The organism is Microbispora siamensis, assembly GCF_016863095.1.
GTDB lineage: Bacteria > Actinomycetota > Actinomycetes > Streptosporangiales > Streptosporangiaceae > Microbispora > Microbispora siamensis.
On the sequence record NZ_BOOF01000044.1, the window covers coordinates 25,970 to 49,280 of the forward strand.

Below are 23,311 nucleotides of genomic sequence, written 5' to 3' on the forward strand. Positions count from 1 at the left end.
GTGCGCACCGAACCGATCGCCGACGGGTCCGGCACGCCGGTCCCCGTCGCGCGCACTTGGCACTGGGGCCGCTGGCTCGCCGCGGCCGTCGCGCTCGTGGTCGCCGGCTGGCTGGCCTACCTGGTGGTGGTCAACCCGCGCCTGGACTGGGGCAAGGTCGCCGAGTATCTGTTCAACGAGCGGATCCTGTCCGGCGTCTGGGTCACCATCGAGATCTCCGTGCTGGCGACGGCACTCGGGCTGGTGCTCGGCGTCCTGGTCGCGGTCATGCGCCTCGCGCACAACCCGGTGCTGAGCGGGCTGGCCACGTTCTACATCTGGTTCTTCCGCGGCACGCCGGTGCTGGTGCAGCTCATCTTCTGGTACAACCTGGCGTTCCTCTTCCCCGAGCTGGTGCTCAAGATCCCGTTCACGATGATCGGGCTCAAGTGGGACACCAACCAGGTGATGACCGGCTTCACCTCGGCCATGCTGGGGCTGGGATTGAACCTGGCGGCGTACTTCGCCGAGACCGTGCGCGCCGGGATCCAGGCGGTGGACCGGGGCCAGACCGAGGCGGCGTACGCGCTGGGCATGACGCCGGCCAAGCGGATGCGGGTCATCGTGCTGCCGCAGGCGCTGCGCATCATCATCCCGCCGACCGGCAACGAGTTCATCTCCATGCTGAAGACCACCTCCCTGGTGTACGTCGTCGCCGGGCACGACCTGATGACCAACGCCAGCCAGATCTACAAGGCGAACAACCGGATCATGGAGCTGCTGATCGTGGCGAGCGTCTGGTACATGGTCATGACCGCCGTGGCGACCTTCCTGCAGGGACGGCTGGAACGCCGCTTCGGCTCCGACGCCGTACGGCTGGTGCGCGGCGGCGGGGTCGCGGCCCGGGTCCTGCCGAAGGTGGCCGCGTGAACGCCGGGGCGGCCCCCGTGGTGGTGGCGACGGACGTACGGATGGGCTACGGCGGCGTGCAGGTGCTCAACGGGGTGGACTTCACCGTGGCCTCCGGCGAGGTGAGCTGCATAATCGGACCGTCGGGCTCGGGCAAGTCCACGTTCCTGCGGTGCCTCAACGGACTGGAGCCGGTGTTGGGCGGCAGCCTGCGCGTGCTCGGGGAGGAGGTCGGCCACACGCTGCGGGACGGCAGGTATCACCCCTGGACGCCCAAGCAGTTCGCCGCCTTCCGCAGGAACATCGGCATGGTGTTCCAGCGATTCAACCTGTTCGCCCACCAGAGCGCGCTGGAGAACGTCGCCTGCGGCCCCGTCCACGTGCTGGGCACGCCGCCGGACCGGGCTCGTACGCTGGCGATGGAGCACCTGGATCGCGTGGGCCTGGCCGACCACGCGCACAAGAGGCCCCACCAACTGTCGGGCGGCCAGCAGCAGCGGGTGGCCATCGCCCGGGCGCTGGCGATGAACCCGGCGCTGATGCTGTTCGACGAGCCGACCTCCGCCCTCGACCCCGAGCTGGTGGACGAGGTGCTCGAGGTCATGAAGGGCCTGGCCGCCGAGGGGATGACGATGATCGTGGTGACCCACGAGATCGCCTTCGCCCGCGAGGTCGGCGACCGGCTGGCCTTCTTCGCCGACGGCGTGGTCGTCGAAGAGGGCCGCCCCCGCGAGGTGCTCGCCGCCCCGGAGCACGAGCGCACGCGCGCGTTCCTGTCCAGCGTCCTCGGCGCGCAGGAGGGCCCCTCCAGGAACACGTGATCGTGAGGTCCGGGCGCAGTCGGCGGGCGTCGCGCGGCCGTTCGGCAGCCGGGGGATCCTCTCCGTGCCGGGGAAAAGCGCGCTGCTAGCCTAAGTCAGTCGCTTGATTTAAACGCGCACCCACCCCGACCGCGCACCGGAGACCCGCGCATGTCCCCTACCTCCGTCGCTCACGCGAGAACGGCGCGCAGGCTCAGAAGCGCCGCCGCCGTCGGTGTGGCCGGAGTGGCGCTGTTCGCCCTCAGGGACAGGGTCCCCGACCCGGACGCGGTCTGGGCTTCGGTCCGGAGGGTGAACCCGGGGTGGCTGGCCGTCGCCGTGCTCGCCGAGGGCCTCTCGATGAGGCTCTTCGCGGGGCTGCTGCGCCGCCTGCTCAGGAGCGGCGGCATCAGGCTCACCCGGCCGCGCTCGATGGCCGTCACGTACGCACGCAACGCCGTGTCCGGCTCCCTGCCCGCCGGACCGGTGCTCTCGGTCGCGTTCACCATCCGTGAGCTCGGCCGGCTCGGCGCGTCGAAACCGCTGTCGGTCGCGACACTCGTGCTCAGCGCGGTGTACTCGACCGCCACCTTCGCCGTGCTGGGGCTGGTCGCGCTGCTGAGCGGCGACGCGACCCGGGTTCCCGCGCTGATCGCGCTGGCCGCCGTCGTGGTGGCCGTCCTCGCACTGGTCCGGCTGTGCCGGCGGCCCGGCGGACGTCGTTCCGGCGCCTCCCGCCGCATCCTCGCGGCCAGGGACGCGATCAGGCCGACCGGCAGGGACCGGCTGGTCCTCGCCGTCCTGGCGCTGGCCAACTGGCTTCTCGACGTGGCCTGCCTGGCGGCCGTGTGCGCGGCGGCGGGGGTCGGGCTGGGGCCGCACACCGTGCTGCTCGGCTACGTGGCGGGCAAGACCGCGGCGGCGATCGCCGTCATCCCCGGCGGGCTCGGCGTCACCGAGCTCGGCATGGCCGCCACCTTCGTCGGAGCGGGTGTCACCGGCAGCGTGGCGGCGGCCGTCGTCGCGCTCTACCGGCTGATCTCGTACTGGGCCGTGATCGCCGTCGGCTGGGTCTCCTGGCTGCTGCTCCGCGACGGGGTCCAGGCCCGGCTGGCCGCGGCCGGGCGGTGGCTGCTCGGCGTCATCGGCCGCGGTGAGGACGAGGCGGACGTGCGCCCAGCGGGGTGAAGCTCACGAGTCGTCGGAGACGGGTGCCAGCCACAGCCCTACGAGCGCGTCGATCAGCCCGGTCGCCGTGTCGTGCCAGCTCGATCTGGGCGTGGGGGCGCCTTCGGCGAGGGCGCGCTCGCGTTCCGCGCACACGTGCGTGATCAGCTGGCGCGCCATGTCGCTGCGCTCGGCCCGGACCTCGGCGGGCAGTTCGGGCAGACAGCGGATGAACCCGTCCATCGCCTGTCGCAGCGAGGCGTGCGTCTCTTCGGCGATGACCGCGCGCAGCGAGGGATCGGTCACCACCTGGGCGATGAAGCGGGCGTACCAGGTCGGGTTGCCCTGGGCGGCCAGATGCTCGGTGACCGGGCGGACCAGGCACGCCACCCAGTCGCGTACGTCGGCGGAGTCGCCGATGTCGGCCAGCATCTGCTCGCGTATCCGGTCGACCGGCTCGGCGTGCCTGCGCGCGATCGCGCGTACGAGATCCGCCTTGGTGCCGAAGTGGTAGCCGACCGCGGCGTTGTTGCCCTGCCCCGCGGCCTCGCTGACCTGGCGGTTGGACACGGCGAACACGCCGTGCTCGGCGAAGAGCCGCTCCGCCGCCGACAGAATCCGCTCGCGGGTCACGCTGACCCGTTCGGCTCGCAACTTACCGGTCATCCTCACCAGCGCACCGGAATCGATGCGGTAAGTCAAGCAATTGATTTAGACGTCTCCCGGCGCTCGCGGGCGCGGGTCGCCAGGGTCACGGGTATGGCGTGGCCCAGCAGCCCGACGCCCCAGCCCAGGATCGGCCAGATCGGCCACGGATACCAGAAGTCCGTCGCCCGCCCGACGACGAGCCAGACGACCACCATGAGAAGCGAGGTGCCGGCATAGACGCCGGCGTGGATGCGCACTCCGAGCCTGGCCGCCCTGGCCTTGCGGGCCCGGCGCCGCGCCCGGTCCCTCGACGTACGCAGCTTGGGCGGCAGATCGGCGAGGAGGGCGTCGAGCTCGGTGCGGTGCCGCGCTCGCGCGGCGACGTCCAGGCGCTCGTCGAACTCCTCTTTGGTCAGGTAGCCGGCGCCGAACGCGTCGCCGAGCAGCTCGACGGCACGGTCGCGCTCGGCGGCGCCGACCCGGGGCGCGGCGGCCGGGGCGCCGGCGGGCCTGGAGTCCAGCGCGGTGCCGGAGTCGATGCTCAAGGGGGCCTCCAGGGGATCGGGCGGACGATGACGCGCGGATACAGGTAACAGCAGCGTCGCATATACGCATCCGCTAATGCAAGACGCTACAGTTAACATGTGACAACACACGATGGGAGACAGACCGATGGAGGCGTCCTCGACGGCCAGTCCTTCACGACGCCAGAGGGTGCGTGACGCGACGCTGCGCGAACTGATCTCGGTGAGCCGCGAGATCCTGACGACCCAAGGTGTCGAAGCGCTGACGATCCGGGCGGTCGCCCGGGAGATGGGGATGACCCCGCCCGGGGTCTACCGCTACTTCGACAGCCACCGCGCCCTCCTCGACGCGGTCATCGTGGCGATCCTGGACGAGCTCACCGAGTTCGTCGCCGCCAGGGTCGGCGAGGTGGACGAGGCGGACACGGCGGGCAGGCTCGTCGTCGCCAGCAGGGCGTTGCGGCGCTGGGGGGTCGACCACCCCCGGGAGTTCCACCTCTCCCTGGTCGTGTCGCCGCCGGAGGAGGAGAGCCAGGCGGTCGTCCGGAGGCGAGGCCAGGTGGGCAGGCTGTTCGGAGACATCTTCGCCGGAGTCTGGCGGGACTACGGCCGCACCTCCTCCGCTCCCTGGCTCCGCGAGCCGCGGATCGAGCCGCTGGCCGAGCGGCTCGTCCAGATCCTGGAGATCACGATGCCCTCCACCACCGCCGCGACCGCCTTCACCCGCTGCTGGATGCGGCTCTACGGAATGGTCTGCCTGGAGTCGCTCGGCCTTCCGCGGATCATCGGCGACGAGGCGGGCGATCTGTTCGAGGCGGAGCTGGCCGACCTCGCGCGGGCACTCGGCCTTCCCGAGGCCGCCTTGAACAGCGGTCGCTGACGTCCCCCCACCACCATCCCCACAGGAGTGCCCAATGACCCCCCTGCAGCTCAGTCAGCCGACCCAGTTGATCGCCGGAGCCGTCCTGCTGACCGTCGTGACCATCGAGTTCGGCGGATGGTTCCTCACCAGGATCGTCCGCGGCGCGGTGCCGATGACGCCCTTCCAGCAGACGTTCGCCCGCGCCGGGCACGCGCACGCGGGGGTGCTGGTCACCCTCGGGCTGGTGTGCCTCCTTTTCGTCGACGCCACCGGCCTCGACGGCGTCGCCCTGTGGACCGCCCGGCTCGGCGTGCCGGCCGCCGCCGCGCTGATGTCCGCCGGGTTCTTCCTGTCGTCCCTCGGACGGGACGTGACCCGGCCGAACCGGCTGATCATCCTGCTCTGGCTCGGCGCGCTCTGCCTGGCGGCGGGCGTGCTGACCCTCGGCATCGGCCTGCTGACGAGCTGACCGGGCACGCTGACCGGGGCACACTGGGCACCGCGGCTGTGCATGAGACCGCTTTCCAGGGGTACGCGAGAGCGGGAGAGTGCGCTACGGGGCCCGTGCGGGACGGCGGCGGACAGGTCATCCGTCACGTCCCGCACGGGCCTCGCTCACCTGTCGTGGACGGTGACCGCGTACCCGTCGGGGTCGCTGAAGGAGAACGTCCGGCCGAACGGCCCGTCGACCGGATCGGACAGGATCGGCACCCCCGCCGCGGCGAGCTCGTCATGGAGCCGCTGGGCGTCGTCCGTCTTGAACCACAGCGCCACCCCGAGGCCCGGACGCGGGACCGACTCCAGGTCGACGCCGGGCAGCGGCTCGCGTACCGCGAACGGGATGGGCTCGGTGGCGAACACCACGGCGTGCGGCGGCCCGGCCGGGTTACGCCGCAGCCCGAGGCGCTTCTCGTAGAACGCCGCCGCCGCCTCCAGATCGCGCACCTGCAACGCCACGAAATCCACTCCGGTCATGGTGACGACCGACCTTCCTATGTCAGGGCTTTGACACTAGGAACCCTATGTCAAACTGTTGACATGAGGCAAGTGAGCAATGGCGCGGACCTCGGCCGCCTGGTGGGCTACCAGTTGAAGAGGGTCCAGGCGGCCCTGCGCTCGGCCATGGACGCCGCGCTGCGCCCCCACGACCTGACCACTCCGCAGTACGCCTGCCTGGAACTGCTCGACCAGCGGCCGGGGCTGTCCAACGCCGAACTGGCCAGGGGCGCCTTCGTCACCCGCCAGTCGATGAACGTGTTGCTCCGCAATCTCGAGGACGCCGGGCTGGTCGAGCGACCGGCGTCCGCGCCGCAGGGCAGAGCCCTGCCCACCACGCTGACGGCGGAGGGCAGAGCTCGGCTCGTCGCCGCGCGGGGCGACGTGCTCGAGATCGAACAGCGGATGACCGCCCACCTGGACGCGGAGCAGGCCGACCTCCTGCTTGGCCACCTGGAGCGGATGACGGACGCCTTGGACCCCCGCCCTCGGGATTCGCCTACTCTGACGTGAGAGTAGGGTGATTCCGGTCACGTGGTTCTCCCGGCCGACGCGCAGCCGTCCCGCGACATCCCCGCGCCCCGCGTCGTGGCCGCCGGGAGGCCAGGGATCCGGGCGGCCTCGCCGCTCGCGACAGCCGTCGCGCGCGGCGGATTCCTCCGCGGCGGGTCCGGCCACACGAGAGACCGCACGTGGAAGAGGGAGGACGATGTCCGTCTACCGCGTCAGAATGTACAGCGGGTTTCAGCGCACCCTCACCGCCGACCGCGTCGTCGTCAACGGCGACAACATCTGTTTCGAGCGGAGCAGGAACGGGTCCTGGGTAGCGGCGCTCCAACTGCCGACCCAACTGGTCACCCGGGTCCGCCGGCGGTGCGTCCAGCCGGACGGCACGGTGACGTGGAACGTCGAGAGACCGGGGCCCAGCACCTACTGACCCCGAGCGCCCGCTCCCCGGCCGCCAAAGGTTATTGCTCTATAACCTTCCGTAAGAGTAGAGTCTGCCCCGCTTGCGGTGGGACTCCGCTTCGCCGCGTGCTCGCCCATCGCAGGCGTCAACGCCACCGGACGGCCCGCCTGGCCCTTCCCCCTCGCCGGGCGCGCCGTCGCGGTGGGAGCATGCGCTGCCGCCTGGCTCCGCCGGGGTGAGCCCTGAGCCTTATGCTTGTCCTCCCCTCCGGCCGGACTCCCGGACGAGAGGTATCGTCGCCGAAGAGTTCCAGGGAGCTGTTCTGCGAAACCCTGCCCTTACGTGAGGGTAGGCCGTGAGTGGCGACGGTACCCGCACGGGCGCGGTGACCACGGGGTAGGAAAGGTGAGCGGAGCGATGCCTGAAGGTCGGGTGCAGATCGGCGAGGTCGCCGAGCGGCTCGGGCTGTCCCTGCGCACTATCCGCCATTACGAGGAGGTCGGCCTGGTCGTGCCCGCCCGCACGCAGGGCGGCTTCCGGCTCTACAGCGAGGAGGACGTGCAGCGCCTGGCGCTGATCAGGCGGATGAAGCCGCTGGGGTTCACGCTGGAGGAGATGCGCGACCTGCTGGAGATCACCGACCGGCTCGCCCGCGGCGACGACGACCCCGGCCTGCTCACCCGGCTGCAGCTGTTCGAGAAGACGGTGGCCGAACGCGCCGACAGACTGCGCGAGCAACTCGCGATGGCCAGGGAGTTCGCCGAGCAGCTCCGCCGCCAGCGGATGAACGTCCCGAAGGCCGTGTCAGCCCGCTGACCTGTTCCTCCCCGTCAGTTCGCTGATCTGTGTCTCCCCGTCAGCCCGCTGATCTGTCTCCCCCGTGCCCAAGTCCGTCCCAAGTGCCGGCTAAGCCCTGACGCCTAATTTCACCGGCGTAAGGAATTCCGCGGACGCCCCCCGGAATTCTCCGGCTTTCCGCAGCGAGGGAGCTTGGGATGTCCCTGTCGCCCACGTCCGGCACGGCCGGGCGCACGAACTGGCCCGCTGAGATCCTGCCGGTGCTCGAGAACGCCCTGACGTGCGAGTACGCCTCGCTCACCCGCGCCGGCGCGCCGATCACCTGGCCCGTGGGACCGTACGTCGCCGAGGACGGCCGTACGGTCGACGTCTCGACGGGCCTGACCTATCCGTCCAAGGCGGAGCGGGCCAGACGCGACCCCAGGGTCGCCCTGCTGTTCTCCGACCCGACGGGGTCGCCCGTCTCCGATCCTCCCGTCGTGCTCGTCCAGGGCCTGGCCACCGTGCGGGACGCGGACCTGCAGGCCAACACCGATCTCTATCTGCGGCGGACGCTGGCGAAGTATCCGCAGGCGGTCGCCCGGCAGCCGTGGTTCCTCCTGCGGCGCCAGGCCTGGTACTGGGCGAGGATATGGATCGAGGTCACTCCGCTGCGCGTGCTGTGGTGGCCGCACGGGCGGCTCGACGCGCCTCCCCTGCGGTGGGAGGCGGCGCCGGAGGTGACCGCGCCGCCGTCGGACCCCGCCCCCACCGGAGCCGGCGCTCCTGGATGGCTGGAGCCGCCCGCCGACTGGCGCCCGCGCGCCGACTACGCCGTCCGCCTCGGCGACCCCGTGCTGACCGTGATCGGCGAGGACGGCTGGCCCCTGCCGCTGCGTTCGCTGGGCGCGACCCGTGTGGACGACGGCTTCCTCGTACGGACCGGCCCGCCCGGCGTCCTGGCGCGGGGACGGGCCTGCCTGACCTTCCACACCCACGGCGCCGACATGAGCGGCCAGGACAACGTCGTGCTGGTCGGCGAGGCCACGCCCCTGCCCGACGGGGTCCACGTGCGGGTCGAGCGCGCGCTGGCCGACTTCAGCCTCAGCGGGAGCCGTTTCGGACAGGTGCGGAAGATGATGCGGACCGCTCGCGCCCTGGCACCGCGACTCGAACGGGAGGCCGCGCGGCGCGGGCAGCCCGTTCCCGTGCTCCGGCGTCCCCGCTGATCACAGGCGTGCGAGCGCGTCACGGGCCGCCTTCTCCCAGTGGGGAGAGCCGACCTGCCGGGCGACCTGCGCCGCACGGCCGTAGTGTCCCGTCGCGGCCTCGGACCTGCCGAGGAAGACGGCGAGGTCGCCGAGCGTGTGGGCCACCGGGCCGAAGGTGACCGACGCGGTGCTCATCCCGGCCATCTCCCCCTCCGCGGGGAGGAGCTGCCGGTAGCACTCCTCGGCCGCCGTGCGGTCCGCCAACGCGATCGCGGTCGCCGACCGCGCCGCCATCATGCCCGCCCAGGTGAAGTCACGGCGCGGAAGGGCCGCCGGCCACACGGCCCTGGCCTCCTCCAGGCGGCCGGCCGCCACGAGCGCGCGGGCGTACAGCTCTACGACCTCCTGCGGGATCCGCTCCCACACCGGGGCGAGCGCCTCCACGCACTCGTCGTAGCGTCCCGCCGCCAGACGGACCGCGAAGCACCCCACCGCGCCCATCAGGGACGAAATCGAGGCTCCCGTCTCCATCAACCGCTCGCCCAGCGTCGTGTACGCCCTCTCGGCCTCGTCGAACTCTCCTCGTAGGAGCAGATGCAGGGCGTCGAGAAACGCGAGGATGCCGAGCGCGTGGCCGAGCTGGCCGCTCGTCGAGTGCTCCGCCGCCTGGTCGGCGTGCTGCCGGGCGGCGGCCCAGTCGTTGCGGGCCAGCGCAACCATGCAGAGCGCGGCGTGGCCGAGCGTCTGGTAGCCGAGCAGCCCGGCCGACGAGGAGATCCGGAGCAACTCGTGCCCCAGTCCTTCCAGCTCCTCGCGCCTGTCGGGGGCCTGGCAGGCCCAGTAGCGGGCGTTCAGCGCCATGCACAGCAGGTGCGGGTCGCCGATGCCGCGGGCGATGGCGACCGCCTCCGTGCTCGCCGTCTCCACCCGGGCGGCGTCGTGTCCCTCGACGGCGTGGCACAGCGTGACCAGCAGAAGGCAGCGCAGCTCGCCCGTCTCCCGGGGGAGGGCGTCCTCGACGGCGTGCACCAGATCGCGGTCGAGCCTCCGCTCCGGCTGGATGGTCCAGATGACGGGCGCGTCGAAGGCCACCGCGGCCCGGGCGACGGCCTTCGGATCGGCGGTTCTCCGGGCGACGGTCAGCGCCTTCGCCCGGGCGTCGAGCGCCCTCTCCACCTCACCGGCGTGCGCCAGCGCCGACACCAGGCGGCACATCAGGTCGAGTCGCAGCGCCTCGGGTGGGTCGGGCGCGAGATCGAGCGCACCCAGCGCGCCGTCCAGGAAGGCCGCCGCGTCCCGGTGGGCGTACAGGGCGGACGCCTGGGCCGCCGCACGCGACGCGTACTCCGCCGCGGCCGGCGCGGTGGCGGTGGTCGCGGCGGCGAGGGCGTGGTGCCCCAGGGCTCCGACGTCCCCGGGCCGCACGGTCTCCAGGGCCGTCACGACCTTGCGGTGCATCCGGGCACGCCGCAGCCGGGGAATGTCCTCGTAGAGGGTCTCGCGGACCAGCACGTGGGCGAAGCGGACCCGGCCCGGCCGGGGCTCCTCGAGCAGCCCGGCCAGCACCCCCGCCTCCAGCCCGTCGAGCACGGTCTCCTCGTCGCCTCCCGGCATCGCGATGAGCACGTCGGCGTCGACCTCCCTGCCGAGCACCGCGGCGTTGCGCAACGTCGCCTGGACCGCGCCGGGGAGGCGGGCGACCCGCCGCCGGATCAGGTCCCGCACCCCGGGCGGCAGCACGTTCACCGCGGAGGGGCCGTCGATCGCGAGCAGCCGCGCCGTCTCGATCACGAACAACGGGTTGCCGCCGGTGCGCTCGCTGACCTTCCGCGCGGTCGCCCAATCCACGTCCATGCCGGACCGCTCGGTGAGCAGCCGGGCGACCTCGTCCGGTGCGAGACCGCTCAGCTCCAGGTTCTCCACCGTCTGGACGGCGAGGGCGGCAGCGGTCGCCATCAGGTCGGCGCCCGACTCCCCGGGCCGGTGCGTGAGCAGGACGAGGACGGGTGTCGCGGCCAGCCGTACGGCCAGATGGCGCAGCAGCTGAAGGGTCTCCTCGTCGGCCCTGTGGACGTCCTCCAGCACGATCAGCAGCGGCCCCGGCACGCCGTCCACATAGTCGCCCACGGCCCTGGCCAGCCAGAACTGGCCGACCGGCGCGGCGTCGTCGGTCAGCAGCGGCGCCAGCCGCGCGGCGGTCTCCGGCGGAGGCGGCGTGGTCGCCGCGAGATCGCGCAGCACCTCGCTCCACGCCCACGCGGGCGGCACCCCGCCCGTCGTCTCCGGGCACCGGCCGACGACGGTCCGCCAGCCCCGCGCCGACAGATGCCCCACCAGGGCGTCGGCCAGGGTGCTCTTGCCCAGCCCGGCCTCCCCGCCGAGCCACGCGACCCGGAACCCCTCCCCGGCCTGCTCCGCGGCGGCGACCAGGCGGGACAGCTCCCTCGTACGGCCGACCATCCTGCCGGGAGCCGGCGGGCGCGGCCGGTCGGGCGGCACGACCAGCGGCGCGGGCGCGGGCTCCCGGACGATCAGGTCGAGGGAGGGGGCCTGGGCGAGGATGTCCGCCTCCAGGCTCCGCAGCGCGGGCCCGGGATCCACGCCGAGCTCATCGGCCAGCAGGGCCCGGGTGCGGCGCAGGACCGCCAGGGCGTCTCCCTGACGGCCGGCGCGGTAGTACGAGAGCGCGAGCAACCGGACCGCGTTCTCCCGCAGCGGCTGGGCGGCGACGTGCCGTTCCAGCTCGGGGACCAGTTCGGCGTGGCGGCCGAGCGCCAGGCCCGCCTCGGCGCGGTATTCGACCGCGACCGCCCGCAGCTCCAGCAGGTGGCCCACCTCGGGCACGGCCCACTCCTGGTCGGCGAACTCCGCGTACGCCTGGCCGGTCCACAGAGACAGCGCCTCACTGATCGTGTCGAAGGCGCCGGCGGGATCGCGCCGGGCGAGGAGGCCGGCGGCGGCGTCGACCAGTTTGGGGAAGCGCCAGGCGTCCACGTCCTCGGTGTCGAGTGCGAGGCGATATCCGGGCGGCGCGCTCACCAGCACGCGGGCGGCGGACCGCGGCGCGCGATCGGGCTCAAGGACGCGGCGCAGGTTCGAGACGTACACCTGGAGGGCGCCGAGCGCCTTCGGCGGCGGCTGGCCCTTCCACAGGTCGTCGATGAACCGGTCGGTGGACACGATGTGCCCCTGTGCGCAGACCAGCCGGGCCATCACGGCCCGGTGGAGTGACGTGCCGAGCTCGACAGGACGGCCCGCCACCTCCGCGCCGATGTGGCCCAACACCAGAACTCGCACCATAGCGGGTAAAGCATAGGTCTGTTTCCTTTTACGTCGACGGCTCGTTAGGGTGAGCCCTCGATTCCCGATCGATTTACTCCTCTATTTCCTGGATGACTCCGTGCGCCACTATCGGTGGGGTATTCCCGCCCTGGTCGCCGCCGCCGGATATGGCGCGGTGGTCGCAGTCGCCGCCGCGGTCGCGACGGCCCGCGGCGACTGGTGATCGACTCGCTGGTCATGTCGGCGCTCGTGGTGCTGTTCCACCCGGTGCTGCGCCGCACCGTCGGGTTCGCCGGGCTCGCCCTGGTCGCGGGCCTACTGACCAACACGAGTACGGCAGCCGTCGAGGTGTTCGACGTGCTCGACTGGCGCGAGGCGCGGCGCGTGGCAAGATCGCCGGGATCTCCGGGGGTGTCCACGGCATCGCGATGACGGCCGCCAACGCCCTGTCGGTGATCTGGCTCGCCCGTTCGGCCCACGAACTGGCCGACCCGCCCGCCTCACCCGCCCCGGCCGGACCGCCACCCGCACAGGCGTCCGGGTAATGGTTCGTTATGCGGATACCCGCCCTCGCCTTGAGGATAGCGAGCCTTCGTATGGCCTGCATAATCTGCGATAAGTGACGCTCTTTCCGACCGTATGACGCGCAGCGTACGGAGCGTCGGGGCGCTTCTCCACAAGAGTCCCCGCCCGCTGGTGACCAAGGAGCACGACACGATGAACTCGCAGACCATGGACCGCGCGGACGTCTGCACGCCCGAGGCGGTCGTTTCCGAATACACGTGTCCGGTGCCGCACACTCCTCAGGCGGTCGGCGACGTGCGACACCGTGCGCTCGGCGTGCTGACGGCCTGGGGTACGCCCGGAGCCGCCGCGCAGGAGGCCGTGCTGGTGATCTCCGAGATGGTGACCAACGCCGTACTCCACGCCCTGCCGCCGGCCGAGCTCCGGCTCCTCCTCTGCTCGGAGGATGACCGCGACGTCATCCGGGTCGAGGTCACCGACGCCGGCGAGGCACCGGTGTGGCCGGGGACCGGGACGTGCCCGGACGAGAGCGGGCGCGGCGCCCTCGTCGTCGACGCCCTCGCCCTCCGGCACGGCTCCCTGAGCCGTCCCTGCGGGACCACCACGTGGTGGGCGGACCTGCCGGCCCGCTGAGCCGGCCGTACGCCCTCGGGCTCAGCGGCGCAGGGTCTCCGACGGCGACTCCCCGAAACGCCGGCGGTAGGCGAGGGCGAACCGCCCGAGGTGGACGAACCCCCAGCGGTAGGCGACGTCGGTGACCGTGGTGGCGCCCGGATCCTGGACCGTGAGTTCGGCGCGCACCCGATCGAGGCGCACCTCTCGCAGATAGCTCGTGGGCGTCGTCTCCAGCTGACGCCGGAACCCCTCCTGAAGCGCCCGCGCGCCGACGCCCACCGCCTCGGCGATCTCCTCCACCGTGAGCGGTTCCGCCGCCCGCGCCTCGATCAGGTCCACGGCCCGTTCCACCGCCGTCGGCGCGACGCGGGGCTGCCCGCCCGCCAGCGCATCGCTGTAGTTGCTGGGCTGGGCCAGCAGCAGCTGCGTCATCAGCAGCCCCTCCAGCTGCCTGAGTGCGATGGGCTGCTCCAGCATGGCGCCGCCGGTCTCCGCCTCCCGCCTGAGCAGGTCGACGACCGAGAGCCACGATCGGACGGGGGGCCGGGTCAGGTCCATGCCGAGAGAGAAGGTGAGCGGCCTGCGCGGCGTGCGCCCCATGAGCTTGGCGAGGTGGGCTTCGAGCGCGGCCCGGTCGAAGCGGGCGATCAGCGACGCGTGCCCGGGGGACCACCGCATGCACATGGGCCGCGTCAGCGACAGTACGGCGGCGAGTTCCGGCGTCGCCGTGATCCGTTCGCGCCCGTGGGACACCTCCGCGGCGCCGGTCAGCGGCATCTCGACGAGCAGGTAGCTGTCCAGCGGCTGCGGCGTGATCAGCACCTCCGTGCCGTAGCCGAGGGAGTACAGCCCGATCCCGTCGAGCGTCACCCCGTTCATGCGGACGTCGAGCCGGCCCTCCGGATTCACCGGGCGCAGCCCGTGGTCGCCGAGGTCGTTCCCGACCCTCTTACGGGCCTCGTCGACGTCGTGCGTGTGCAGCCGCTGATGCGCGGCGAAAGGTAGCGAGTGTTCGGCCATTTTCGCCTCCCCAAGCGGGCAGGCCCCCCGTTCCCGCAGCTGGCGGGCGTGACACAAGCCTACGACCCTCCCGGCGGCACCTCGCCGGGTGAGGACCGGGCCGGACGATCAGATCAGGCGGCGGGAGACGATGCCGGTGCCGACATCGTGGCCGCACCAGAGGCGGAACCGTTCCCCGGGGCGCAGATACTCGACGGCGTCGTCGTCGGTGGTCGCGATGGTCACCACGTGCAGCCAGTCTCCGGGGGTCAGCGGCTCCTCGTCGTCCGCGGTGATCGCCACCTGGAACGGCCGGCTGGGCCCCTCGCCGTGCTCCCCGGTGCCGGCGCAGACCACCAGCGACTGCGTGCGGAAGGGAAGTTCGTGCGGCAGGCCGCCCTGGTCGGAGGGCAGGAGCGTGATCAGTGCCTTTGCTTGGACGGTCATCGAGACCACCGACTTTCACGCGTCAGTTGCACTGCGTTCTATTGCATTGTGCAACGTTCGTCCCGGCCGTTCGCTTCCGCAGGCCTCACCCTCCAGTGTGCGCCGGTGCGGTCGAACCGCGCACCACCAGTTCCGTCGCGAGTTCGACGTGATGCGACTCGATCTGCTCCCCGGCCGCCAGGCGCAGCGCCGTACGCACCGCGACGGCGCCCATCTCCCGCAGCGGCTGCCGCACGGTGGTCAGGGGCGGCGAGGCCATCCGGGCGACCTGCGTGTCGTCGAAGCCCACGACGCTGAGGTCCTCGGGCACGCGCAACCCCCGCGCCCTGGCCGCCTCCAGCACCCCGAGGGCGATGTCGTCGCAGCCCGCGAAGATCGCCGTCGGCGCCTCGGGCAGGTCGAGCAGGGCCGCCCCGCCCGCCACGCCGTCGTGGTAATGGAAGGTCCCGGTCCGCACGTACCCCGGCAGGACGGGCGCACCCGCGGCCTCCATGGCGGCTCGGTAGCCGTGCAGCCGGGCCTGGTTGCAGGCCGCGGTGGCCGGGCCGCCGAGATAGGCGACGCGCCGGTGGCCGAGCGCGAGCAGGTGCTGCGTCGCGGCCATGCCACCGGCGAAGTTCGTCGAGCCGACGCTGGTCACCCGGGCCCGCGGCAGGTTCAGCGGGTCGATCACGACCAGGGGCAGCCGCGCCCGGGCCAGGGCGGTGAGCTGCCCGGAGGTCAGTTCGCCGGTGACGGCGACCAACGCCCGCCGCCCGGCCGCGACCAGTTCGCGCGCCCACCCTCCCGTGCGGTCGGCGTTGCGCCGGATGCTCACCACGACGGCCACGTCGAGATCGGCGCCCGCCTGCACCGCGCCCTGGACGATCTCGGTGGAGTACGCGTTGAGGTCCGCGTCGAACTCCACCTCGATCGTGTCGGGCGCCACCTCACCGCGGCGCTGCGGCGGCGCGACGTAGTCGTGCTGCTCCAGCAGCGACAACACCAGGGAACGCGTCTCCGGCGCGACGTCGCTGCGGCCGTTGAGCACCTTCGACACGGTCGCGACCGACACCCCCGCCGAGGCCGCGACCGTGGCGAGAGTGGCCCGCCTACGACTGGGCGGCATCTGTTCCTCCCTGCTCGGGGCCAGCCGGTCGCACCTCCACGGGAGTGACCAGCCGCCGGCCGCGGCCGACGTGGCGCAGCGGGCCGGTCAGCCGTACGCGGCCCCGGCACGGCAGGTCCGACGCGGAGGTGCCGACGAACACCTCGATGTCTCCGGGCTCGACGATCCGCCGCAGGTCGCGGCCGGTGAAGGCGGTCCTGTCCGCGTGCACGGCGAAGGTCGCCCGCGCGCTCTCGCCGGGCTCCAGCCGCACCCGGGCGAACCCGGCGAGCTGCCGCACCGGCCTGGTCACCTGGGCCAGCACGTCGTGCAGGTAGAGCTGGACGACCTCTTCGCCCGCCCGGTCCCCGGTGTTGCGCACGCGCACCGACACGGTGAACTCCCCGTCGGTGGGCACCTCCGCGTCGCTGATCTCCAGGTCGCCGACCTCGAAGGTGGTGTAGGAGGAGCCGTAGCCGAACGGGAACAGCGGCGTCGGGTCGAGGTTGCTGATGCCGTGGCTGTCGGAGCCCAGCGGCGGCTGCAGGTAGGTGCCCGGCTGCCCGCCCGGGGTCCGCGGGATCTGCACCGGCAGCTTCCCGCTGGGCTGCACCCGGCCGGACAGGACGCCGGCGATGGCCGCCCCACCCTCCTCGCCCGGCATGAACGCCTGGACGAGCGCGGCGGCCCGGTCACGCACCCGCCCCAGCGCGTACGGCCGGCCCGACACGACGACCACCACGACCGGCGTGCCCGTGGCGGCCAGCGCGAGCAGCAGGTCCTCCTGCGCCCCCGGCAGCCGCAGGTCCTCGGCGTCGCAGCCCTCACCCGAGGTGCCCTGCCCGAACAGCCCGGCGAGGTCGCCGACGACGGCCACGCACAGGTCGGACTCGCGGGCGGCCGTGAGCGCGGCGGCGAAGCCGGACCGGTCCTCGTCCCGCCAGTCGCAGCCCCGCTCGTGGACGATCTCGGCATCCGGCAGCTCGGCCCGCAGCGCGTCGAGCAGGCTGGGCGCCTCAACGCCGAGCCCGAGGCCCGGGTGGCGCGGCAGCACGTGGTTGGGGAAGGCGTAGCAGCCCATGAACGTACGCGGGTCGTCGGCGCAGGGCCCGACCACGGCCACCCGGCGCGGTCCCGGGCGTCCCTCCCCGAGCAGCGGCAGCGCGTCGCCCGCGTCGAGCAGCACGATCGACCGCTCGGCCAGCTCCCTGGCCAGCGCCCGGTTGGCGGGCGAGTCGAGGTCCACCGCGTCCGCGCCGGCCACCGACCCCTCCGGCGTCCAGTCCGGGTCGAGCAGCCCGAGCTGCACCTTCTGGGTGAGCAGGCGGCGCGCGGCCCGGTCCACCAGTTCCTCGGGCAGCTCGCCCCGCCGCACCCGCTCGGCCAGGTGCTGGCCGAAGCCGAGCGTGTCGGGCAGCTCGACATCGAGGCCGGCGGTCAGCGCGAGCACCCCGGCCTCCTCGTGGTCCGCGGCGACCTGGTGCATCTTCGCGAGGAACGCGATCGCCCAGTAGTCCGACACGACCGTGCCGGTGAACCCCCACTCGTCGCGCAGCACCTCGGTCAGCAGCCAGGGGTCGGCGGCGGCGGGCACGCCGTCCACGTCCGAGTAGGAGTTCATGACCGAGCGCGCGCCGCCCTCGGCGATGGCGGTCTCGAACGTCGGCAGGATCATGTCCATGAGCTCGCGCCGGCCCATCGGGACCGGGCCGTGGTTGCGGGCCGCCCGCGACGCGGAGTAACCGGCGAAGTGCTTGAGTGTGGCGATGACCCCGGCGTTCTCCAGGCCGCGCACGTAGGCCGCGCCGAGCGTCGCGACGAGGTACGGATCCTCGCCCATGGTCTCCTCGACCCGGCCCCAGCGGTAGTCGCGCACCACGTCAAGCACCGGCGACAGGCCCTGGTGGGCGCCCACGGCGCGCATGTCCCTGCCGATGGCGGCGGCCATCCGCTCCACCAGTTCGGGGTCGAAGGTCGCGCCCCAGGCGATGGCCGCCGGGTAGACGGTCGCGCCGTAGGTGGTGAAACCGGTCAGGCACTCCTCGTGGACCAGTGCGGGGATGCCGAGCCGGGAATGCTTCATCACCTCGCGTTGCAGCCGCACCACCTCCGCCGCGCCCTCCACCGCCGTCACCGGAGCGCTGCCGAAAACCCGTGTCAGGTGACCGAGCCCGTGGCGTGCGGCCTCCTCGATGGGCACCGTCCCCGAGGCGGCGAAGACGTCCTGCATGGGGGCCACGTTGTGCGCGTTGTCGGGCTCCACCTCCTCCGGAGACTGCATGTCGTTGCCGATCCACCGGCTGCCGAGCTGGCCGACCTTCTCCTCAAGGGTCATCTCCGCGAGGAGGGCCTCGACCCGGTCGGCCACGGGGAGTGCCGGGTCCTGCCACGCCCGGAGCGTCCCGTCCGCCGCGTGCGTCCGATCTGGGGCCGTCATCTGCTCTCCTCAAAATGTTTCGAAACATTTCGGCGTCGCGGGCGGTTCTGTCGGCTTTCTTTCGACCAACCATGATCACCAGGTGAGACGCCTGTTCGTCGGTACTTTACACATGCCTCACGTTGAGCTGGAGAGGTCGTGAGAGCGCTCTTGACAGTCAGGTATCGCAAATCTAGATTGGCGTGCCACGCGGCTTGTGTCGAAATGTTTCGAACGAGCTGACTTCAAGAAGGAGTGGACAGTGGCACTGGGGTGCCGATCCACGTCGCCCCCGCCGCGTCCGAGAATTTTTCAACGAGCCGCGGCCAGCCTCGGCGTTCGACGTACGGAGATCAGCGTGGAGTCCAGGACATCATCCCGCCGCACCTTCCTCACCCTCTCCATGGGCCTCCCCCTCGGTGCCGCGTTGGCGGCCTGCGGCACGTCCGGCCCCGCCCCTTCCGGCGGAGGTGCCGGCGGCGGCGCCACGGGCGGCAGCGGCGGCGGAGGGGCCAAGGCCACCTACTGGTTCCTTCAGGGCCCGCCCGGAGAGGCCCCCCGCACCGCGGCCGTCCAGCGGTTCAACAAGGCCAACCCCAACGGCCAGATCGAACTGACGACCATCCAGAACGACGCGTATAAGACGAAGATCAAGACCGCGATCGGGGCCAACCAGGCGCCCACCATCATCTGGGGCTGGGGCGGCGGCGGTCTGCGCAGCTACGTGCAGGCCGGTCAGGTCGAGGACCTCACCTCGTGGTTCGAGCAGAACTCCGCCGTGAAGGACCGGCTGTTCCCCTCCTCCTTCGGCGCGGCGACGATCGACGGCAAGATCTACGCGATGCCGTGCGAGACGGTGCAGCCGATCGTCCTGTTCTACAACAAGAAGGTCTTCGAGAAGGTCGGGGCGCAGCCGCCGCAGTCGTACGGCGACATCCTCGACCTGGTGAAGAAGTTCAACGCGGCGGGGATCGCGCCGTTCTCCCTGGCCGGCCAGTCGCGCTGGACGAACATGATGTGGCTGGAGTTCCTCTTCGACCGCATCGGCGGTCCCGAGGTGTTCCAGGCCGTCTTCGACGGCGAGAAGGACGCCTGGAACAACCCCGCCTCCATCGAGGCCCTGACCAAGATGCAGGAGCTCATCAAGGCCAACGCGTTCATCAAGGGCTTCTCCTCCATCACCGCCGACTCCAACGCCGACCAGGCGCTGCTGTACACCGGCAAGGCCGCGATGATGCTGCACGGCAGCTGGTCGTACGGCATCCAGCAGGCGCAGGGCGGAGACATCGTCCCCAGCGGCGGCCTCGGCTGGATGAACTTCCCGCCTGTCGACGGCGGCAAGGGCGACCCGAGCGACACCGTCGGCAACCCCGGCCAGTACCTGTCGATCTCATCGAAGGCGACGCCCGAGCAGAAGGAGATCGCCAAGAAGTTCTTCGCCACCGGAGTCCTCGACGACCAGGAGCAGAAGGACTGGGTCGGCACCGGCGGTGTGCCGATCGTCAAGGGCTCCGACAAGCTGTTCGCCGGGTCCAAGGACGCCGAGTTCCTGAACTTCATCTACGGCGTCGCCAGCAACGCCAAGGTGTTCGCGCAGAGCTGGGACCAGGCGCTCAGCCCGACCGCGGCCGAGGTGCTGCTGGACAACATCGCCAAGCTGTTCCAGCTGTCGATCTCGCCGCAGCAGTTCGCGACGAACATGAACGCGGTCATCGGTAAGTAAGCATGTCCGCTATCTCTGCTCGAAGGACGTCGTCCGCCGCCGCGCACAAGGCGCGCGGCGGCGCCGTCCTGCCGTGGCTCGCCCTGCCGGCCCTGCTGGCCTTCGCGGCCTTCGCGCTGATTCCGCTGATCGGGGTCCTGCTGCTCAGCTTCACGTCCTGGGACACGCTGGGCGAGATCAAGCTGACCGGGCTCGAGAGCTGGCGGGCGGTGCTCTCCGACCCCGGCCTGCCGCACGCGCTGTGGGTGACGTTCCTGATCACGGCGCTCTCCTGGGCGGTCCAGACACCGGCCAGCATTCTGATCGGGGTGTTCCTGGCGGGCCGTCAGCGCTACCGCGAACTGCTCGCGGTGCTGTACTTCATCCCGCTGCTGCTCAGCTCGGCGGCCATCGCGATCACCTTCAAGGCGCTGCTCGACCCGAACTTCGGACTCGGCGCGGGGCTGCACATCGACCTGCTCAACCAGGACTGGCTCGGCACGCCCAGCCTCGCCATGGGCGTCGTGATCTTCATCGTGTCCTGGCAGTTCATCCCGTTCCACGCGCTGCTCTACCAGGGCGGCGTGCGGCAGATCCCGCGTTCGCTCTACGAGGCCGCGGAGCTGGACGGCGCGGGACGGGTCCGCATGTTCTTCAACATCACCCTGCCCCAGCTCAAGTACACCGCCATCACGTCCTCCACGCTGATGGTCGTCGGCTCCCTGACGTTCTTCGACCTGATCTTCGTGCTGACCGAGGGCGGTCCCGGCGACGCCACCCGCGCGCTCGCCCTGGACATGTACAAGCGCGGCATCCAGGCCAACCTCATGGGACAGGCCTGTGTGATCGGTGTCATCCTCGTTCTCGTGGGCCTCGCTCTGGCGCTGCTGCTGCGCCGGCTGGGCGGCCGCAACCCCAACGCCAGCCAGCTGGAAGGGGCCTGACCGTGACCGCGACCCACACCTCGAGGGCGGCCCAGCGCACCGCGGCGCCGGGGGCGCACGGACGCCGCCGGCCGAAGACGACCTCCCAGCGCCCCAACTGGCTTGCCGGGCTGATGGGCTGGCTGTGGCTGGCCGTAGTGATCATTCCGATCTACTGGATCGTGATCACCAGCTTCAAGACGCAGTCCAACTACTACATCACCAACCCGCTGGTGCCGCCCAGCGATCCGACCCTCGACAACTACCGGCTCGTGCTCGACCTGGACTTCCCGCTGTACTTCCTCAACAGCCTCCTCGTCGCCATCGGCACGGTCATCCCTTCGGTCCTGTTCGCGTTCATGGCGGCGTACGCGATCGTCCGGAGCGCCGGCGCCAGCCGCTTCCTCCGCGGGGTGAACTCGCTGTTCCTCATGGGTCTGGCCATCCCGCTGCAGGCGACGGTCATCCCGGTCTACCTGCTGATCATCAAGCTGCACCTCTACGACTCGCTGACGGCGCTGATCCTGCCGTCGGTCGCCTTCGCGATCCCGCTGTCGGTGCTGGTGCTGGCCAACTTCATCAGGGACGTGCCCAAGGAACTGTTCGAGTCGATGCGGATGGACGGCGCGACCGAGTGGAAGACCCTGTGGGGCCTGGCCTTCCCGCTCACCCGGCCGGCCGTGGTGACGGTGTCGATCTACAACGCGCTGCAGGTCTGGAACGGGTTCCTGCTGCCGCTGATCCTCACCCAGAGCCCCGACAAGCGCACGCTGCCGCTGGCGCTGGCGGCGTTCCAGGGCGGGCCGTACGGTGTGAACGTGCCCGCCGTGCTGGCCTCCGTCGTGCTGACCATCCTGCCGATGCTGATCCTCTACACGGTCGGCCGTCGTCAGCTGCTCAGCGGCCTGACCGCCGGTTTCGGCAAGTAGGCCGAGGTTTCACGCCCCGCCGTACAGACGGCCCAGGTCGACGAGTTCCACGTCGGGCCGTCTGTCGGCGAGGCGGACCAGCGCGGCCGAGAACCCCGAGCGGGCGAACAGGAGCAGCTTGGGCAGGGCGGTGACCTTGCCACTGGGCAGTAGTCCGCGCAGGTGTTCCAGGCGTTCCAACTGAGGGACGTCGACAGGGGCTTCGGTGCTCTTGGCCTCGCCGATCGCGGTGATCCGGTCGGCGGCGAACGAGGCGGACTCCGTGACGACGACGTCGAGCTCATGTCCCCGGCGGTGCTCCCGGCACGGAAGTTCCGTCGGACGCACCGCGCTCGCGACCCCGCCGAGGGTGTCCGGTGAGGCGTGCTCGAAGCACCACTGCCGCGCGAGGTCCTCGAAATGCGCGCCGTAAATCTGCGAGGCGACGGTGTCCGCGTTGGCCTTCCAGACACGCTCGGCCCGCCCGGCCACCAGTTCGGGCTCGTGGCGTTGGATGACGAGCCGGTGCAGGCGCACGACGGGCTCGGCGATTCGGTAGACGCTGCGCTTGCCCCGCAGGGCGTCGTCGATGTGTTCGATCAGCCCGATGTCCTCAAGGCCCGTCAGCAGGTGGGCGAGGGCGCTGCTGGGCCGCCCCAGCGCCGCCGCTATCTCCGAGCGCCGATGGTTGCCGGCGCTGATCGCGCTCAACGTGGCCGAGTACGAGGTCGGATCGGCGATTGAGGGCTCCTCCCGAAGCAGCAGGCCGCCTTCGCGGAACATCGCGGAGGCCGGGTTCAGCAGGCGCCGCTGAACCCAGCGGTCGAACTCGGCGATTCCGGCGGGCCCGGATCCCCCACTCATCTCCAGGTAGGCAGGGGTTCCACCGAGCAGGGCGTGCAGCCGGAACGCCAGCTCCGGATCGTGATCCACCCCCCAGAACGCCGCGGCCTCCCGGAACCTGAAGGGGCGGACCACCAGCTCCATGGCGGCACGGCCACGCAGGGGCGCACCCCCGGAGAGCAACTGCGCCATGGTCGTCAACGCGCTGCCGCACAGGATCATCCGGGTCCGGGTGTGTTGCTTCGCGTAGCTCAACGGGCTGAGCGCCTGCTGAAGGTAGGAGGGCAGCGCGGGCGTCACCGAGACGAGATAGGGAAACTCATCGATGATCAGGGGGGTGGCCCGGTCCTCCCCGAGCCGGAGCAGCTCGTCGATGGCTTCACGCCACGTGCGGAAGGCGACGGGCTGTCGCAGGCCACGATGAGCGGCATAGGCCGCCCCGAGGTCGGCGAGGTTCTGCGCCTCGGTCTGCTGCGTCGCGCCGAACAGGAACCCGCCGGTCTGCTGGGCAAGCAGTTCGAGCATGAGGGTCTTACCCTGACGGCGGCGGCCGTAGACCAACCCGAGCGTCGCCCCGGACATGGGGGACGCGACGAAGTCGGCGAGGTTCTCCCACTCGGTGTCCCGGCCGAACAGGCGTTCCGGCTTCTCCAGCAACGGCTGCTCCTTACACGGGAACGCTAATGATAGCTGTAACTATCATAGGCAGAGCTATCATTCCTTCCCGCCCTGCCCCTTTTGGGTCTTGTACGGCCGTCTTTCCGGGGCTACGCTCGCGCCA

The 23,311-nt window shown here is 71.4% G+C and carries 23 protein-coding genes; 14 read left to right on the forward strand and 9 right to left on the reverse strand.

What is annotated here, in order from left to right:
- The 3 genes from Msi02_RS32615 (at position 1) to Msi02_RS32625 (ending at position 2,876) form a co-directional block, all read left to right on the forward strand.
- The gene (locus tag Msi02_RS32615; protein WP_079315087.1) at positions 1-909 is read left to right on the forward strand and encodes an amino acid ABC transporter permease; all 909 of its coding nucleotides are present in this window, start codon (positions 1-3) and stop codon (positions 907-909) included.
- Positions 906-1,709 carry an amino acid ABC transporter ATP-binding protein gene (locus tag Msi02_RS32620; RefSeq protein ID WP_275414197.1) on the forward strand — a complete coding sequence of 268 codons (804 nt, stop codon included), beginning with the start codon at positions 906-908 and terminating at the stop codon, positions 1,707-1,709. Before Msi02_RS32615 ends, Msi02_RS32620 begins: the two co-directional genes overlap by 4 nt.
- Positions 1,710-1,859: 150 nt before the next feature.
- Positions 1,860-2,876, forward strand: coding sequence for a lysylphosphatidylglycerol synthase transmembrane domain-containing protein (locus Msi02_RS32625; RefSeq protein WP_204051741.1), 1,017 nt, complete (start codon positions 1,860-1,862; stop codon positions 2,874-2,876).
- Positions 2,877-2,879: 3 nt separating this feature from the next.
- On the opposite strand, the gene Msi02_RS32630 is transcribed toward Msi02_RS32625, so the two are convergent.
- Complete coding sequence (locus Msi02_RS32630; protein ID WP_204051742.1) at positions 2,880-3,521, reverse strand: TetR/AcrR family transcriptional regulator; 642 nt, start codon at positions 3,519-3,521, stop codon at positions 2,880-2,882.
- Between the two features lie 32 nt (positions 3,522-3,553).
- Complete coding sequence (locus tag Msi02_RS32635; RefSeq protein ID WP_204051743.1) at positions 3,554-4,048, reverse strand: DUF1707 domain-containing protein; 495 nt, start codon at positions 4,046-4,048, stop codon at positions 3,554-3,556.
- 169 nt (positions 4,049-4,217) lie between these two features.
- On the opposite strand from Msi02_RS32635, the gene Msi02_RS32640 reads away from it, so the two are divergent.
- Positions 4,218-4,907, forward strand: a complete 690-nt coding sequence (locus Msi02_RS32640) for a TetR/AcrR family transcriptional regulator (protein ID WP_179155161.1) — start codon at positions 4,218-4,220, stop codon at positions 4,905-4,907.
- A 34-nt stretch (positions 4,908-4,941) separates the two neighbouring features.
- The gene (locus Msi02_RS32645; protein ID WP_204051744.1) at positions 4,942-5,358 is read left to right on the forward strand and encodes a hypothetical protein; all 417 of its coding nucleotides are present in this window, start codon (positions 4,942-4,944) and stop codon (positions 5,356-5,358) included.
- 146 nt (positions 5,359-5,504) lie between these two features.
- Here the strand turns inward: Msi02_RS32645 and Msi02_RS32650 are convergent, their stop codons facing one another.
- On the reverse strand, positions 5,505-5,864 hold the full coding sequence (locus Msi02_RS32650) for a VOC family protein (protein WP_079315093.1): 360 nt from the start codon (positions 5,862-5,864) through the stop codon (positions 5,505-5,507).
- A 63-nt stretch (positions 5,865-5,927) separates the two neighbouring features.
- Here Msi02_RS32650 and Msi02_RS32655 point away from each other — a divergent pair, with 63 nt between their 5' ends.
- The 4 genes from Msi02_RS32655 (at position 5,928) to Msi02_RS32670 (ending at position 8,801) form a co-directional block, all read left to right on the forward strand.
- Positions 5,928-6,398, forward strand: a complete 471-nt coding sequence (locus Msi02_RS32655) for a MarR family winged helix-turn-helix transcriptional regulator (RefSeq protein WP_204051745.1) — start codon at positions 5,928-5,930, stop codon at positions 6,396-6,398.
- A gap of 217 nt (positions 6,399-6,615) precedes the next feature.
- Entirely contained in the window at positions 6,616-6,822 is a 207-nt protein-coding gene (locus Msi02_RS32660; protein WP_204051746.1) for a hypothetical protein, read from the forward strand.
- 390 nt (positions 6,823-7,212) lie between these two features.
- On the forward strand, positions 7,213-7,611 hold the full coding sequence (locus Msi02_RS32665; protein ID WP_204051747.1) for a MerR family transcriptional regulator: 399 nt from the start codon (positions 7,213-7,215) through the stop codon (positions 7,609-7,611).
- 179 nt (positions 7,612-7,790) lie between these two features.
- Positions 7,791-8,801 carry a pyridoxamine 5'-phosphate oxidase family protein gene (locus tag Msi02_RS32670; protein ID WP_204051748.1) on the forward strand — a complete coding sequence of 337 codons (1,011 nt, stop codon included), beginning with the start codon at positions 7,791-7,793 and terminating at the stop codon, positions 8,799-8,801.
- Here Msi02_RS32670 and Msi02_RS32675 read toward each other — a convergent pair whose 3' ends face one another.
- Complete coding sequence (locus tag Msi02_RS32675; RefSeq protein WP_204051749.1) at positions 8,802-12,083, reverse strand: ATP-binding protein; 3,282 nt, start codon at positions 12,081-12,083, stop codon at positions 8,802-8,804.
- 201 nt (positions 12,084-12,284) lie between these two features.
- Here Msi02_RS32675 and Msi02_RS32680 point away from each other — a divergent pair, with 201 nt between their 5' ends.
- Positions 12,285-12,497, forward strand: coding sequence for a hypothetical protein (locus Msi02_RS32680; protein WP_204051750.1), 213 nt, complete (start codon positions 12,285-12,287; stop codon positions 12,495-12,497).
- 285 nt (positions 12,498-12,782) lie between these two features.
- On the forward strand, positions 12,783-13,223 hold the full coding sequence (locus Msi02_RS32685; protein WP_204051751.1) for an ATP-binding protein: 441 nt from the start codon (positions 12,783-12,785) through the stop codon (positions 13,221-13,223).
- Positions 13,224-13,244: 21 nt separating this feature from the next.
- Here Msi02_RS32685 and Msi02_RS32690 read toward each other — a convergent pair whose 3' ends face one another.
- From Msi02_RS32690 to Msi02_RS32705, 4 genes are all read right to left on the reverse strand, one after another.
- On the reverse strand, positions 13,245-14,225 hold the full coding sequence (locus Msi02_RS32690) for an AraC family transcriptional regulator (RefSeq protein WP_204051752.1): 981 nt from the start codon (positions 14,223-14,225) through the stop codon (positions 13,245-13,247).
- A 108-nt stretch (positions 14,226-14,333) separates the two neighbouring features.
- Entirely contained in the window at positions 14,334-14,651 is a 318-nt protein-coding gene (locus tag Msi02_RS32695) for a hypothetical protein (RefSeq protein WP_204051753.1), read from the reverse strand.
- Positions 14,652-14,736: 85 nt separating this feature from the next.
- Positions 14,737-15,759: a LacI family DNA-binding transcriptional regulator gene (locus Msi02_RS32700; protein ID WP_079315102.1), complete on the reverse strand. Its 1,023-nt coding sequence runs from the start codon at positions 15,757-15,759 to the stop codon at positions 14,737-14,739.
- Entirely contained in the window at positions 15,743-18,175 is a 2,433-nt protein-coding gene (locus tag Msi02_RS32705; RefSeq protein ID WP_204051754.1) for a beta-xylosidase/alpha-l-arabinosidase, read from the reverse strand. Before Msi02_RS32705 ends, Msi02_RS32700 begins: the two co-directional genes overlap by 17 nt.
- Positions 18,176-18,512: 337 nt before the next feature.
- Here Msi02_RS32705 and Msi02_RS32710 point away from each other — a divergent pair, with 337 nt between their 5' ends.
- From Msi02_RS32710 to Msi02_RS32720, 3 genes are read left to right on the forward strand one after another with little or no spacing between them, the layout of a single operon-like run.
- Positions 18,513-19,877 carry an extracellular solute-binding protein gene (locus tag Msi02_RS32710; protein WP_239108927.1) on the forward strand — a complete coding sequence of 455 codons (1,365 nt, stop codon included), beginning with the start codon at positions 18,513-18,515 and terminating at the stop codon, positions 19,875-19,877.
- A gap of 2 nt (positions 19,878-19,879) precedes the next feature.
- A complete protein-coding gene (locus Msi02_RS32715) occupies positions 19,880-20,800 on the forward strand; it encodes a carbohydrate ABC transporter permease (protein ID WP_079315104.1) in 921 nt (306 codons plus the stop codon).
- Between the two features lie 2 nt (positions 20,801-20,802).
- Positions 20,803-21,708, forward strand: a complete 906-nt coding sequence (locus Msi02_RS32720) for a carbohydrate ABC transporter permease (RefSeq protein WP_372974677.1) — start codon at positions 20,803-20,805, stop codon at positions 21,706-21,708.
- 9 nt (positions 21,709-21,717) lie between these two features.
- Here Msi02_RS32720 and Msi02_RS32725 read toward each other — a convergent pair whose 3' ends face one another.
- On the reverse strand, positions 21,718-23,187 hold the full coding sequence (locus tag Msi02_RS32725) for an AAA family ATPase (RefSeq protein ID WP_204051755.1): 1,470 nt from the start codon (positions 23,185-23,187) through the stop codon (positions 21,718-21,720).
- Positions 23,188-23,311: the final 124 nt, after the last annotated feature.